This is a genomic window from Flavobacterium soyae (assembly GCF_045348165.1).
GTDB classification, from domain to species: Bacteria; Bacteroidota; Bacteroidia; order Flavobacteriales; family Flavobacteriaceae; genus Flavobacterium; species Flavobacterium soyae.
In genome coordinates this window covers 2,788,260-2,802,441 of sequence record NZ_CP150845.1, presented here as the reverse complement: position 1 = coordinate 2,802,441, position 14,182 = coordinate 2,788,260, and the positions used below count along the sequence as shown (strand labels likewise).

Here is a 14,182-nt window from a genome sequence, read left to right as displayed (position 1 = left end):
AAAGGAAATCTTTCGATTTCCTTTTTTTATTCAATTATAAATTAATTGTTTTAACCTTACTATCATCAATGTTATATTTTTTAATGACAGCATTGTAATCCGAATAATTCTCTTTATTAACTGATTTGTTACTAATTGCAGGATTTGCACCCGGAACAACTACAATACGAAATTTTTGATTAGTTCTCATATCAGTTGGTACAGTATTTAATTCGAAGCCTTCTAAATATAGTTCAAAATCCACTCTGGTAAAATTAAATTTATAAGTAAAAAATAAAGTACCATCGTCGTAATAATGTGATTCTGGAATTTGAGTCCAAATGGTTCCTCCATTTGTTGCTACTCCAGTCGCTCTGTAAGCTAAAACTACATCGCCAGGAAAAAGAGTAAAACCAAAATCTATAACTTCTCCATCTCCATTCAAAGCAAAATTAACATTATTGACATCAATAACTGGAGCAAGTGGAGCATCTTCTCCCGGAGGCCCTTCCGGTCCTTCACAACCCGTAAATGCAAATAACCCAACAACAGCGAATAACGTAAGTATCTTTTTCATAATATATATTTTTTTTAAGTTTATAAAAGCATTCCAAAAACCAAACCAAAAATTTTGTTAAATGGGTTTTGAAATGAAATTTTGCATTATTTTTTCACAACAACCTGATTCTTAAACAAGATCTTGCTAAAAAATAATACATGGTAAGGTAAGGAATTTTCCCAATATTCCCAAGTATGTGCGCCGGGACGTTCAGTATAATCGTGTTCAACCTTATTATAAACTAATCGGCGATGTAATTCTCTATTTGGTTCTATAAGGAAATCATCTACTCCGCAGTCAATAATTAAAGGCAGTTTGTTTTCTTTTAATTTATCAAGCATTCCCATAACGGCATGCTGTGCGTATAATTCAGAATTGTCGCTTCTGTCCCCAAAAACAGGCTGCATTAATTTTACTACCTGCGCCGAAGATTCACGATTAAGCATTGTACTCATATCTACTGCTCCGCTCATACTTCCGGCAGCGCAAAACAAATCAGGATGTCTGGCAGAAAGATATAAAGCACCGTGTCCGCCCATCGAAAGTCCGGTAATAACCCTTCCGCTTTTATTGCTAATGGTTCTATAAGTTTTATCTACTTTTTGAATTACTTCCTGTGTAATAAAAGTTTCAAACTGGCTTCCTTTATTTACAGGACTGTCCAGATAAAAACTAAAAGTTTCGCCTTCGGGCATTACGATGATTAAATTATATTGATCTGATAAACTCTGAACCAGTTTTTTATTTGGAGTATTTTTTAACCAGTCACTAAAATGTCCGTACGCTCCGTGTAACAAATACATTACCGGAAACGTCGATTTACTTTTTGTATACGAATTTGGTAAAACTACAGCCGCTTTGTAGGTTTTGTTCATGGCTGCACTTGCAATTTGTAGAGTATCTACTTTTGCGGCGTATGACATTGACGAAATACACAGAAAAACAAGGAATACTAAAATTTTAAGGTTCTTCATTTTGATAGTTTTTTTTCGATTAAAGGAATGTAAATATACCTTTTTTCTGAACAAACTAAATGAAAAATCCGACCAGCTTTTATACTAATCGGATTATGTATTTGTTATTTTTTACTGCCACAGATTAAAAGGATTCTGGAGATTTTCTCTTAAAGAATGATCTGCCACGAATTACACAAATTTCCACGAATTTATTTTCAATATGGCTTATAAACGGATTCTAAAATCATTTTAATACTTTAATCTGTGGCAAAAATATCAAACATTCTTCACAAACTAATTCGTGGAAATTGGTGTAATTCGTGGCAACTAAAAAAAAATCATTTTAATCTGTGTAATCTGTGGCTAAAACCCCTATTATTTTACAAACTAATTCGTGTAATTCGTGGCAAAAAACACTAACTAATAATAATCTTATGTTCGTGGCGGTATTGCGAGGCACTTTTACCTGTATATTGTTTAAACGATTTACTAAAGTGGCTGAAATTATTAAAACCGCTTTCGTAACAAACCTCATTTATACTTATAGGTTTTTCGGCCAAAAGTTTTGAGGCGTGCACCAATCTGTATTCGTTTACAAACTCAGTAAAAGTTTTATTGGAAATCTTTTTAAAATATCTGCAAAACGAAGGCGTTGTCATACTCACTAAATTCGAAACTTCATCTATAGCGATAGACTGCTGAAAATTATCTTTAACAAAATTAAAAACCACATTCATACGATCGTTATCCTGAGTCTGCAGTTCCATTGCAAAGCCATCTGCATTGAGCATTGTATATTCTTCAGACGAATCTAATTCATCCAGAATACTTAAAAGTGTCAGCAAACGTTCAAACGGAAGCTGGTCTTCCATTGCTTCGATTTTTTTTCCAATATGTTTTTTAGTTTCTCCGCCAAAAGCGATTCCGCCTTTCGACTGACTTAAAACATTTTGAATTTTTTTCATTTCCGGTACTCCAAAAAAGCCATTCCCTAAAAACTCAGGTTTAATATGAATAACCGTTTCGTTTACGTTTCCCGTTTGCTCATTCGTAAAGCCGCAATGCGGCAAATTAGACCCTATCAAAATCAAACTACCATTTGTATAATAGGAAACATGGCTTCCTATTTGTCTTTTTCCTGCCCCGCCGTTAATATAAACCAACTCAATCTCTGGATGATAATGCCATAAATGAGCTTTGCTATTGGTCTTTTCGGCGTGTTTAGTGTAGGTAAAAGAACTTCCGTATGAGTTAGTTATCACTTCAAGAGCTGGGGCGATTGTCTTCATGATAATTTCTTTAAAAAATAATAGCAAATTTAACAAAAACACCTAAAATAATTTAAATTTTAACCTATAACGGTTTCGTAAATAAGAATTTTTCATTAAAATAACAAAAAGATAATCTAACAAATTATCCCCAAAACATCTTTTTTTAAACACCCCATATTTTTATTACAGTTTTTTTTAAGATATCGTATTTATTCAATCATTTTTATAGACACTCATTATTTCTGTAAGAATATTGGAATTTTTTAAAAATGTTAACATTTACAAAACATTGAAAAATAACAATGTAATTAACCAAAATACCTAAAATAATTCAAATTTTAACCTATAACGGTTTCGTAAATGAGAATATAGCACATAAATTGGAAAATAGAGTTGATATAAATATTGAACAGCTGAAGTAATTTTACATCAGAGAATTAGAGATAATAATTTTAAAAACAGATACTATGAATAAGATTGTAAAATTAAGTTTAGTGTGTGCAGTACTTTTATCAGGAATTAGTACTTATGCAATTGATGGAAATGAGGACTTTAATCTTCATGTATTGAAAAACGGAAAAATGATCACTTTCGGTCTTAACCAAACACAAAAAGCAAAATTAGCTATATACGATAAAGAAGGTACTTTATTCTATTCTGAAAATGCTTCTGGAAAAGATGGAATTTTAAGAACTTTCAGCTTACAAGATTTTCCTGATGGAACTTACTTCTTAGAAGTTGAAGACAATGCCAAAAAAGTTAGATATGAAATTACTGTAAATAACGAGATTGCTAGTTTATCTTCAAAAGCAATTTCATCTGTTTACAAAACAATTTCAGATAAAAATACCAGCGTAGCAGTACGCTAAACAAGTTATACTTCTCATAAGTATAAAACTAAGGTTAGATAGTTAGTAAAGTTAAAAACGCAAGTTTTAAAAACAGCTCTTTGTGGTTATTGGGCTGTTTTTTTTTGCTCTTTACTTTTTTGAACGTACTTAATTTAGTTTCACGCAGATTCTGCAGATTTGGCAGATTTTTTATTGAGATTATATATTACATCCCGGCGGTTGAAACCGCTGGCAATGTTTTAGATTGCATTTATATTTAAATTATATTAAGAATTAGGGTTTCTACAATAGCTTAACATTTATACTTATATATAATAGATATAAAAATCCCAAAACAGCATTCTGTAAAAACATTGAAAAATAACAACCAAATTAACAAAAACACCTAAAATAATTCAAATTTTAACCTATAACGGTTTCGTAAATGAGAATACAGCATCGAAATTGGAAAATAGAGTTGATAAAAAATAGATACAACTGAAGTAATTTTACATCAGAGAATTAGAGATAATAACATCAAAAACAAATAGTATGAAAAAGAATTTAAAATTGAGTTTAGTATGTGCAGTACTTTTATCAGGATTAAGTACTTATGCAATTGACGGAAACAACGCTTTTAATCTCCATGTATTAAGAGCTAATGGAAAAGTAATCACTTTTGCTTTAAATCAGACTAAAAAGGCAAGTATTAGTATTTATGATAAAAACAATAATTTAATTTATTCTGAAAATGCTTCTGGTAAAGACGGAATCTTAAGAACTTTTAGTTTAGAAGAATTTCCAGCCGGAACTTATTTCTTAGAAATTGAAGACAACTTCAAAAAAGCCAGACACGAAATCACGGTTACAAGTGAATCTACTGTTTTGTCTTCAAAAGCCCTTACAACAGTTTATTAAGCAGATCCCTGCAAAAAAATACAAGTGCAGGAATGCACTGAAAAATTTATACTCGCATACAGTATAAGAATGAGGTTAGATAGTTAGTAAAGTTTAAAAACGCAAGTTTTAGAAACAGCTCTTTGTGGTTATTGAGCTGTTTTTTTTTGCTCTTTACTTTTTGGTAAAACCAGGTTTACAAACAAGTATTTTCTAAACTCTTATTATTAATAAAATGTAAGAAAAAGGTAAAATCAAAGTTTTGCAAATTCATTGAAAAATAATAACTGAATTAACAAAAACTATAAAAATAATTTAAATTTTAACCTATAACGGTTTCGTAAATGAGAATACAGCATCGAAATCAGAAAATAGAGTTGTTAAAATCCAAGCACTTCTGTAGTAATTTTACATCAGAGAATTAAACTAATAATTTAAAACTAACAGTTATGAAAAAGATTTTAAAATTGAGTTTAGTATGTGCAGTACTTTTTACAGGAAGTACATATGCAATTGATGGAAATGAAGACTTTAATCTTCATGTAATAAAAGCTAACGGAAAGCTTATCTCATTTGCAATTAATAAATTGCAGAGAGCTACCCTGGCAATTTACGACAAAGACGGAAATCTAATTTATTCTGAAACTGCTTCAGGTAAAGATGGAATATTAAGAACCTTTAGCTTGGAAGAATTTCCTGAGGGAACTTACTTCTTAGAAGCTGAGGACAATGTAAAAAAAGTGAGACATGAAATTACAATTACAGACGATACAACTGTATTATCTGCAAAAGCAGTTTCATCTGTTTACAAAACAGTTTCTGATAAAAATACAAGCGTAGCAGTGCGCTAAAAAAGTTATACTTCTCATAAGTATAAAATAAGGTTAGATAGTTAGTAAAGTTAAAAACGCAAGTTTTAGAAACAGCTCTTTGTGGTTATTGAGCTGTTTTTTTTATGCCATTTTTTTTCAAAATTTCAATTTTCATTTTTTTTTGAAAAATTATTCTTAATAAATGTATATACCTGGTTTTTACTGCATTAAAAAAAATCAACTTTTTTAAAACCGCAAGCCCCGTATTTACGTACATAGCGCAGACAAAACACAGAAACAGTTTGAATTCAGCATTTTATACCTCAAAAAAGGTGATTTTTTTGCTAAAAATTAAATTTCTATTTGTAGTTTTGACCGTTCCACTTTTAGTAATATAACTTTAAAAAAACATGACGAAATTTACCAAAGCCGGGCTAGTTGCAGCCTTCTTTTTTGCAACTCTATTTTCTTACGCCATTGATGGAAAAGGCGATTTTATTTTAAACATTCAAACTGGAAACGGAAAAGTAGTTAGCTTTACCTTAAACACAGTTGAAAAATCATCTTTTTCTATCTACGACGTAAATCATAATTTACTTTATGCGGGAGATTCTGCAGCAAACAAATTAGAAGTTTCAAAAACAATAAGTTTAGAAGGATTACCAGCCGGAACTTATGTGTTAGAAGTTAAAGCAAACGACAAAGTTGCTAAACACGAAATTAAAGTTGTTGCAAAAAAGGCAAAAACTGTTAAGTTAGACAAATCAGTAAACGAAAGTCCTGGATTTCGTCGTTAACCACTTTTTTTGCCCCACAAAAAAAATGAAAGCAGCTCTATAAGATGGAGCTGCTTTTTTTATTTTTCTTCTATTTGCTGTTTTAATAGATCTTTAGCATTTAGCGATGTAACGATTTTTTTTCCTGTTTTAGATTCTAATTCGTTAAGGGTAACTTTTGCAACATTTCCCCTTGTTGGGCTACTTCCATACTTTTATCAAAATCTTTGGGTTTAACAACACTCGAAATATCTGTAGTCGATGCTTCTGCAAGCATATTCAAAATCAACTCAGTATTACTCATATTATCCCTTAGGTTTTCTTTTTTTAGTCCCTTAAGAATTTTATAATCTTTGGTTGTTTTTCCTGACCAGGTTTTTGAAATAATATCCGTTAAGATGGCAAATTGTAAACCTTCTTTAACACCTCTGTTTTTCCACTCCTTAGTTAGTTCATTACGAATCTCTATGCTTTTTAACCGTTGATTAATCCAACTTTCAGAATAACCTAACTGCATGTATTGTTCTAAAGCCCTATCAATTGTAATTTCTGGATCCTGCATCTCATCCAGTCGTTCTGCTGCAATTTGCGCCAGCCATAACTTAAACGGTTCTGCTTTAGGTGATGGAATAGATTGTATTAAACGAAATAGTTGTTCTGTATCTGCTACATCTGTTAATCTCATTTTACCATCTGCAGCTTCGAGTTTCAAACTGTGACAATTCGTCACGGTTTCATTTCCTTCTTCTTTTAGGCGTTGTTTTAATTTCCGCCAATACGCACCTGAATCTTTACTTTCTGTCAATACAGTAATTATATCAACAATAGAAAAATACCATTTTTCCTCATCCTGATTCCAAATCGTTCTCACTTTTTTTTCTTCAAATATCTGAATCGCACCTTCCTGTTTCATTATTATTTACATTTTTGACTATTTATAAAAGTAAGAAAAAACATATAAATTAATTAAGCGCTTAATAATAATTTTTAAGTATTTGTTCTAAAGACAAATTTAAACAGAAAAGCAGTTCTAATAGAACTGCTCTTAAAATATTATATATTAAATCGTGAATGATACGATTACTTTTCTTTTAGCAATTTCTCTAAATATTCAATTTTTTCTTTTTCTGCCTGAAGCAAACGCTCGTAAAGTTTTTTATTTTCCTCAAAAGATTCTACTAATTTATCTAATGGATTGAAAGTGCATTTGTTATTATGAATACTTCCGAAACTACTATCTGATACCGCTTCATTAAAAGTGTTAAAATAATTAATCATGCTTTCTTCTGAAAAACTTTTAATGGCTTCAACTGTTACACCAAGAACTTTTGCTATTTCAGAAAGTCTGTCTTCTTCAATAGTTTCACTGTTTTCAATAGCCGAAATTGTTTGCTGACTTATTCCCAAAGCCTGCGCCAAAGCTTCCTGTTTCATATCACGAAGTTCACGAATACGGCTTATTTTTCGCCCTATATGATTTGGTTTTGATAATGTACTCATAATTCAAAGATAATAATTAAGTGTGAAAACTTCCTTTGGTAATTAACTTATTTAGTAAAGTACGATACCAGCAGAAATGGTTTGGTAAAATACAATGTATTTCTTCCTTCGCCGAACCAAACAAAAGTACAATTTTTCTTATAATAAATTTATAAAAACCAAATTGTAAAGTAATTATCTAACACAACCTAAATACACGCCTTATGGAAACAAATGAAATGGAAACTTTAGAGAGACTTAAAAAATTAGCTGCAATACATTTTCGCACACTAAAACCTGCAAATAGCGAATCTAAAAACTATATCGCTCAAATTGAGGTTTTAAATTATTTTGAATTAGGCTGCATTATTACCGATATGCTAAAATTATGCATTCTCGCACTCGATCATGATATCCATAATGTTCCCGAAAAGAAAAATCAAGCTGATTAATGTGGGTTTAGTTTTAGAAACTGTTTTGCAGATGTTTCCTTTAAGTGAAATGGAGTTTTTGAGTTGTATTGGGGAGATTGTTGTTGAATAATCTTCTGCTAATTTTTTTCTGTGTAAGCAAATGGATTTTGATTACGGAATTTCTCGTTATGATTGATTAAAATCCATCCCTACAATATGTTTCGTTCCTTCGGAACTCTTTATATAATTCTATAAAAATAACCACAATATTGTCATTTCGACGGAGGAGAAATCGCACTAGTAATTCTGCAAAGATTGGCGATTTGCATTGTCGAGCTTCTAGTGCGATTTCTCCCTTCAGTCGAAATGACAAACTTCATGGGGTTTTATTATTTTGCTGGTGCGAACAAATGGATTTTGATTACAGAATTTCTTTGCCATGATGGATTAAAATCCATCCCTACAATATGTTTCGTTCTTTCGGAACTTTTTATAGAACTTTATTAAAAATAACCACAATATTGTCATTTCGACGGAGGAGAAATCTTCGCAAGAAACTCGACAATGCTAATCTTCTGCTGACGCGAGCGTCTCGCTCGTGCATTTCTTTGCGTTCACGAGCGGGACGCTCGCGCTAGCAGGGGAAACCTCCACATGTTGTGCACGCATCTGCTAGAACAAGTATTATGCATCTGCAAAACAAAATAGCATTTTCACAACTTAATATTAATTGCCTTCATTCGTCTTCTTTTTTATTCTACAATAAATATGTAAGTTTGAAAAAAGAAAATATGATAGATAAAATTACTTCACTATTAGATAATTATAATGGAAAAATTAAAAATCCTTTTATTGGGACAATAATTAGTGTTTGGCTAATTCATAATTGGAGAATTCCTTATGCTATTTTTAATTTTGAAAAAGAATGTAGTCTACAGGATAAAATCAATTTTATTGCTGATTATTTTGGCAAACAAAATTTTTGGAGTGAAATTATTGATGTGATCGGATATTCATTCTTAATTCTACTTCTTACTTTTTTATTAATGGCAATTTCTAGAATGATTACAGATTCTTTTTATAAAATTTTAGAACCATACATAATGACAACCATTGACAAAAAAGCAATTTATACAATAAAAGAAAAAAATAAACTGGAAAGAAGAATTACCAATTTAAATATAAAGATATCTGACAAAGATTCAGAAATACATAATTTAGAACAAGAAAACAATAGGATAAATAAAGAACGAACAGAAACTGTAAATAAGTTATCTGAAGAAATTACTTCAAAAAACGATCTAATACTTTCACTTGAAGAAAATTTAAAAACTCTGAATTCTCGTTTAGAGCCTTTCAATTCTATCAAATTAGAATTTGATCAAGTCTTTAATAAAATATCCAATGTAACTGTAAATACTTTAAAAAGTATTACATCCGAAAAATCTTCATTTAAACTAGAACTTGTAATTGACAGTTTTCTTTTAACTTCTAAAGGTTTAATTTACGATCCAAATGGGAATGCAAAAATTATAGATGGTTCATACGATACTGATTTATTTTTAAATACAACCTTTGAGTTAACTAGTTTAGGAAGACTATTTGTAGGTTATTTGAAAGAACAAACTGAATGGTAATTATTTTGCCTTCATCTGCAAGTGCGAGTGTCTTGCTCGTGTCTTAGCTTATTTTTAAACTCTTTATAAAAGCTTTGAGTTTACAAATATAACGCTCGCTCTAACAAGAGATTTGGACTAAAAAATATAAACAGTAAATTCTACAATAATGACTGAAAAGATATTTACTAAAGAAGCTGATAATGCTGTTGTAGAGCAAATAAACAATAAAATATTTAAACATACTATTCAATTTTTAAAGATTGAAAATGGTAAACCTAAACCATATGGCTCTGGTGTCTTTGCTAAAATTTATGATGATTATTTTATTATAACAGCATCACACGTTGCAAGTTTTTTTGAAGATCATCCTCATGAAGATTTAAGAATTAAGATTGCTAAAGAATTATTTATACCTGTATGTGGCGAAGTAAAATATTCAATTATTGACGAAAATGAACGTATAGATTTAGCATACATTAAGCTTCACAAACAGACGTTCATTTACTTATCAAAGGTTTACATTCCTGTTACTATAGGTAAATTTCGACATCACAATAATTTATTGAATGGAACAAACTATTGCATACTTGGTTATCCCGCTATCAATGTTACTAAAGAAGGAGAACCTTTTAATACAGGCGCAGCATATTTTTTAGGTAGTCCTCCTATTAATGATAAGCCATATCAAATTTATAAGTTCAACAAAAGAGACCACATAATATTGAATGTAAAAGGAAAAGGTACTGATGTTAATACTGGTAAAAAAGCTAAAATAATTTCACAATTTCACGGAATAAGTGGATGCGGATTGTGGTTTTTATTAATTTATGATAATCCTGCAACAGGCAAAACTGAAGTTGATTATAGATTAGTTGGCATAATGACCGAATTTAGAACTGGAAAGTATTTTTGCGTAATTGCCAATAGGATATGGTTAATAATTGAAGCTTTTAAAGTGGCTGAAAAATTTACGTTTAAAGAAAAATTTATAAAAAAAGGATTCGTTGCCTAACGACTTTTACTATTTGATCTGAGAACTTTTTATTAAAATAAAATCCTCTCATTTCCGAGAGGATTTCCATATTGAACAAGCGTCCGAAAATATCGGACACTTGAAATAAAATTCTACATATTCCTTCTATACTGCCCGCCCACTTCAAACAACGCCGAAGTAATCTGACCCAAAGAACAAACTTTTGTAGCTTCCATTAAATGATCGAATAAGTTTTCATTTTTAATAGCCGCTTGCTGCAAATTATTTAAATGCTCATTAACTTTTGCTTCGTGAAATTGATGCAGGTTATCCAACATTGTAATTTGGTATTGTTTTTCTTCTTCGGTAGCACGAATAACTTCTGCCGGAATTACCGTTGGTGAACCTTTTGAACTCAGAAACGTATTTACACCCACAATTGGGAAATCTCCGTTATGTTTTAAAGTTTCATAATACAAACTTTCTTCCTGAATTTTAGAACGTTGGTACATCGTTTCCATTGCGCCAAGAACTCCGCCGCGTTCTGTAATTCTGTCGAATTCTTGTAAAACTGCAGCTTCAACTAAATCGGTTAATTCTTCGATAATGAATGAACCTTGAATTGGGTTTTCGTTTTTCGCTAAACCTAATTCTTTATTGATAATTAACTGAATCGCCATTGCACGACGTACAGATTCTTCTGTTGGCGTTGTAATCGCTTCGTCGTAAGCATTAGTGTGTAACGAATTACAGTTATCATAAATAGCATATAAAGCTTGTAAAGTCGTTCTAATATCGTTAAAATCAATTTCCTGTGCGTGTAACGAACGTCCCGAAGTTTGAATATGATATTTAAGCATTTGTGCTCTTTCGTTGGCTCCGTATTTGTTTTTCATGGCTTTTGCCCAAATTTTGCGCGCCACACGACCAATAACTGAATATTCTGGATCAACACCGTTGGAGAAGAAGAACGATAAGTTTGGTCCAAAATCGTTGATGTTCATTCCGCGGCTCAAATAATATTCCACGTAAGTGAAACCATTTGAAAGCGTAAACGCCAATTGCGTAATTGGGTTTGCTCCCGCCTCGGCAATATGATATCCTGAAATCGAAACCGAATAGAAATTTCGAACGTTTTTAGTAATAAAATATTCCTGAACGTCACCCATTAATCGCAAAGCAAATTCGGTTGAAAAAATACAGGTATTCTGCGCCTGATCTTCTTTTAAAATATCGGCCTGAACCGTTCCACGAACTTGTGATAACGTTTTGACTTTTATTTCGTTATAAACGTCCAAAGGCAAAACCTGATCTCCGGTAACGCCCAAAAGCATTAATCCTAAACCATTATTTCCTTCCGGTAAATCGCCTTGGTATTTTGGTCTTTCAATACCTTTTCCAGCATATATTTTGTTGATTTTTGCCTCAACTTCTTTTTCTAATTCATTCGCTTTTATGTACAATTCGCATTGCTGATCGATTGCCGCATTCATAAAGAAACCTAAAAGCATTGGCGCAGGCCCGTTTATCGTCATACTTACTGATGTTAAAGCATGAACCAAATCAAAACCTGAGTACAGCTTTTTTGCATCGTCTAAACAGCAGATTGAAACTCCGGCATTTCCAATTTTTCCGTAAATATCCGGACGCAAATCTGGATCGTTTCCGTATAAAGTAACACTGTCAAATGCTGTCGAAAGTCGTTTTGCCGGCAATCCTGCACTTACATAATGAAAACGTTTATTGGTTCTTTCTGGTCCGCCCTCGCCCGCAAACATTCTCGACGGATCTTCGCCTTCACGTTTAAACGGATATAATCCCGAAGCAAAAGGAAATTCTCCAGGAACATTTTCCTGTAAATTCCAACGCAGAATATCGCCCCAACCTTCATATTTAGGCAAAGCAATTTTCGGAATCTGTAAATGTGATAAACTTTCAGAATGCGTTGCAATCTTGATTTCTTTATCACGAACTTTAAATGAGTAAACCGGATTTTTATACTTCGCTGCTTTTTCATCCCAATTCAGGATAATTTCCCAATTGTACGGATCTAAATCCATTTTTACTTTATCAAACTGATTCAGTAAAAGATTTAAAAAGATTCTGTTTTCGTCATGTGGCTGAGCTGCGCTTGGCAAAACAGTCGAATCATCAATTCCCGCTTTATTTATTTGAGGAATTTTTCCAGAAACAGATTCTATAGTTTTGAAAATCCCGTATAATTTCTGCGCTACTTTTTGCTGCGAAAGTGCGATTTCATCATAAGATCTGTTATTCTCTGCAATTTCAGATAAATAACGGGTTCTGTGTGGCGGAATCACGAAGATTTTCTCGCTCATTTCTTTTGTGATTTCAAAAGTCGATTTCAACTCAGAATTCGTTTTTTCAACCACTTTATCCATAATTGCTTTATAAAGCGTGTTCATTCCAGGATCGTTAAACTGCGAAGCAATTGTTCCAAAAACCGGCATTTCATCTGGATTTTTATCCCATAAATTATGGTTGCGCTGATATTGTTTTTTTACATCACGCAAAGCATCAAGCGCGCCTCTTTTATCAAATTTATTCAAAGCCACTAAATCGGCAAAATCAAGCATGTCGATTTTTTCCAATTGTGTTGCCGCTCCAAACTCGGGTGTCATTACATATAAAGAAACATCAGAATGATCCATAATTTCGGTATCAGATTGTCCAATTCCTGAAGTTTCCAGAATAATCAAATCGTATTTTGCAGCTTTCAGAACCTGAATCGCTTCAGCAACATATTTAGATAAAGCCAGATTCGACTGACGTGTCGCCAGCGAACGCATATAAACACGAGGATTATTAATAGCATTCATACGGATTCTATCTCCTAAAAGCGCCCCTCCGGTTTTTCTCTTAGAAGGATCGACAGAAATTAATCCGATTGTTTTTTCAGGAAAATCAATTAAAAAACGACGAACCAATTCGTCTACCAAGGAAGATTTTCCGGCTCCACCCGTTCCCGTTATTCCTAAAACCGGAATTTTAGACGTTGCATTGCTTTCGTGAATTTTATCAAAAACTGGTTTTGCAATTTCAGGAAAATTCTCGGCTGCAGAAATTAAACGTGCAATTGCCGTTGGAACTTTATTTTCGATATGATCGATTTCTCCGTTTAATTTATCTCCAATAGGAAAATCAGCCTGCTGCACCAAATCATTAATCATTCCCTGAAGTCCTAAAGAACGGCCGTCATCCGGCGCGTAAATTCGGGTAATTCCATATTCATGTAATTCAGAAATTTCGCTTGGCAGAATTACTCCGCCGCCGCCGCCAAAAATTTTAATATGCCCCGCTCCTTTTTCATGAAGCAAGTCATACATATATTTAAAGTATTCGTTATGTCCGCCCTGATATGATGTCATTGCAATGGCATTGGCATCTTCCTGAATGGCAGTATTAACCACTTCTTCAACACTTCGGTCATGTCCCAGGTGAATTACCTCAACTCCGGTTGACTGAATAATACGACGCATGATGTTAATTGCTGCATCATGACCGTCAAAAAGCGAAGCAGCTGTGACAATTCTTACTTTATTTTTAGGAATATATGGTATTTGTTGTTCCATTTTATGAATATGATAATTTTAAGGG

13 protein-coding genes are annotated in these 14,182 nt (G+C 32.3%); 7 read left to right on the top strand and 6 right to left on the bottom strand.

Features of this window, described 5'->3' with window-relative positions; translation table 11 throughout:
* Nucleotides 1-34 precede the first annotated feature (34 nt).
* The 3 genes from AABD74_RS11980 to AABD74_RS11970 form a co-directional block, all read right to left on the bottom strand.
* Nucleotides 35-556 (bottom strand): hypothetical protein, encoded by a 522-nt coding sequence (locus AABD74_RS11980; RefSeq protein ID WP_406843018.1) that lies wholly within the window; start codon nucleotides 554-556, stop codon nucleotides 35-37.
* Between the two features lie 86 nt (nucleotides 557-642).
* A complete protein-coding gene (locus tag AABD74_RS11975) occupies nucleotides 643-1,512 on the bottom strand; it encodes an alpha/beta hydrolase family protein (RefSeq protein ID WP_232681379.1) in 870 nt (289 codons plus the stop codon).
* Between the two features lie 398 nt (nucleotides 1,513-1,910).
* Complete coding sequence (locus AABD74_RS11970; protein WP_406843017.1) at nucleotides 1,911-2,783, bottom strand: AraC family transcriptional regulator; 873 nt, start codon at nucleotides 2,781-2,783, stop codon at nucleotides 1,911-1,913.
* A gap of 449 nt (nucleotides 2,784-3,232) precedes the next feature.
* Between AABD74_RS11970 and AABD74_RS11965 the strand changes: the two genes are divergently transcribed.
* From AABD74_RS11965 to AABD74_RS11950, 4 genes are all read left to right on the top strand, one after another.
* Nucleotides 3,233-3,634, top strand: coding sequence for a T9SS type A sorting domain-containing protein (locus tag AABD74_RS11965; protein ID WP_232681377.1), 402 nt, complete (start codon nucleotides 3,233-3,235; stop codon nucleotides 3,632-3,634).
* Nucleotides 3,635-4,147: 513 nt separating this feature from the next.
* Complete coding sequence (locus AABD74_RS11960) at nucleotides 4,148-4,513, top strand: DUF3244 domain-containing protein (protein WP_406843016.1); 366 nt, start codon at nucleotides 4,148-4,150, stop codon at nucleotides 4,511-4,513.
* Nucleotides 4,514-4,941: 428 nt separating this feature from the next.
* The gene (locus AABD74_RS11955; RefSeq protein ID WP_232681373.1) at nucleotides 4,942-5,343 is read left to right on the top strand and encodes a secretion protein; all 402 of its coding nucleotides are present in this window, start codon (nucleotides 4,942-4,944) and stop codon (nucleotides 5,341-5,343) included.
* A 371-nt stretch (nucleotides 5,344-5,714) separates the two neighbouring features.
* Complete coding sequence (locus AABD74_RS11950) at nucleotides 5,715-6,101, top strand: T9SS type A sorting domain-containing protein (RefSeq protein ID WP_406843015.1); 387 nt, start codon at nucleotides 5,715-5,717, stop codon at nucleotides 6,099-6,101.
* 136 nt (nucleotides 6,102-6,237) lie between these two features.
* Here the strand turns inward: AABD74_RS11950 and AABD74_RS11945 are convergent, their stop codons facing one another.
* Both AABD74_RS11945 and AABD74_RS11940 read right to left on the bottom strand, forming a co-directional pair.
* Nucleotides 6,238-6,993, bottom strand: a complete 756-nt coding sequence (locus AABD74_RS11945; protein ID WP_406843014.1) for a Bro-N domain-containing protein — start codon at nucleotides 6,991-6,993, stop codon at nucleotides 6,238-6,240.
* A gap of 167 nt (nucleotides 6,994-7,160) precedes the next feature.
* On the bottom strand, nucleotides 7,161-7,580 hold the full coding sequence (locus AABD74_RS11940; RefSeq protein ID WP_406843013.1) for a helix-turn-helix domain-containing protein: 420 nt from the start codon (nucleotides 7,578-7,580) through the stop codon (nucleotides 7,161-7,163).
* A 203-nt stretch (nucleotides 7,581-7,783) separates the two neighbouring features.
* Here AABD74_RS11940 and AABD74_RS11935 point away from each other — a divergent pair, with 203 nt between their 5' ends.
* The 3 genes from AABD74_RS11935 to AABD74_RS11925 all read left to right on the top strand — a co-directional run bounded on the left by AABD74_RS11935 (nucleotide 7,784) and on the right by AABD74_RS11925 (nucleotide 10,603).
* Nucleotides 7,784-8,011, top strand: a complete 228-nt coding sequence (locus tag AABD74_RS11935) for a hypothetical protein (RefSeq protein WP_406843012.1) — start codon at nucleotides 7,784-7,786, stop codon at nucleotides 8,009-8,011.
* A gap of 737 nt (nucleotides 8,012-8,748) precedes the next feature.
* Nucleotides 8,749-9,609 carry a hypothetical protein gene (locus AABD74_RS11930; RefSeq protein WP_406843011.1) on the top strand — a complete coding sequence of 287 codons (861 nt, stop codon included), beginning with the start codon at nucleotides 8,749-8,751 and terminating at the stop codon, nucleotides 9,607-9,609.
* A gap of 148 nt (nucleotides 9,610-9,757) precedes the next feature.
* Complete coding sequence (locus AABD74_RS11925; protein WP_406843010.1) at nucleotides 9,758-10,603, top strand: hypothetical protein; 846 nt, start codon at nucleotides 9,758-9,760, stop codon at nucleotides 10,601-10,603.
* 113 nt (nucleotides 10,604-10,716) lie between these two features.
* On the opposite strand, the gene AABD74_RS11920 is transcribed toward AABD74_RS11925, so the two are convergent.
* Complete coding sequence (locus AABD74_RS11920) at nucleotides 10,717-14,157, bottom strand: methylmalonyl-CoA mutase family protein (RefSeq protein WP_406843009.1); 3,441 nt, start codon at nucleotides 14,155-14,157, stop codon at nucleotides 10,717-10,719.
* Nucleotides 14,158-14,182 lie beyond the last annotated feature (25 nt).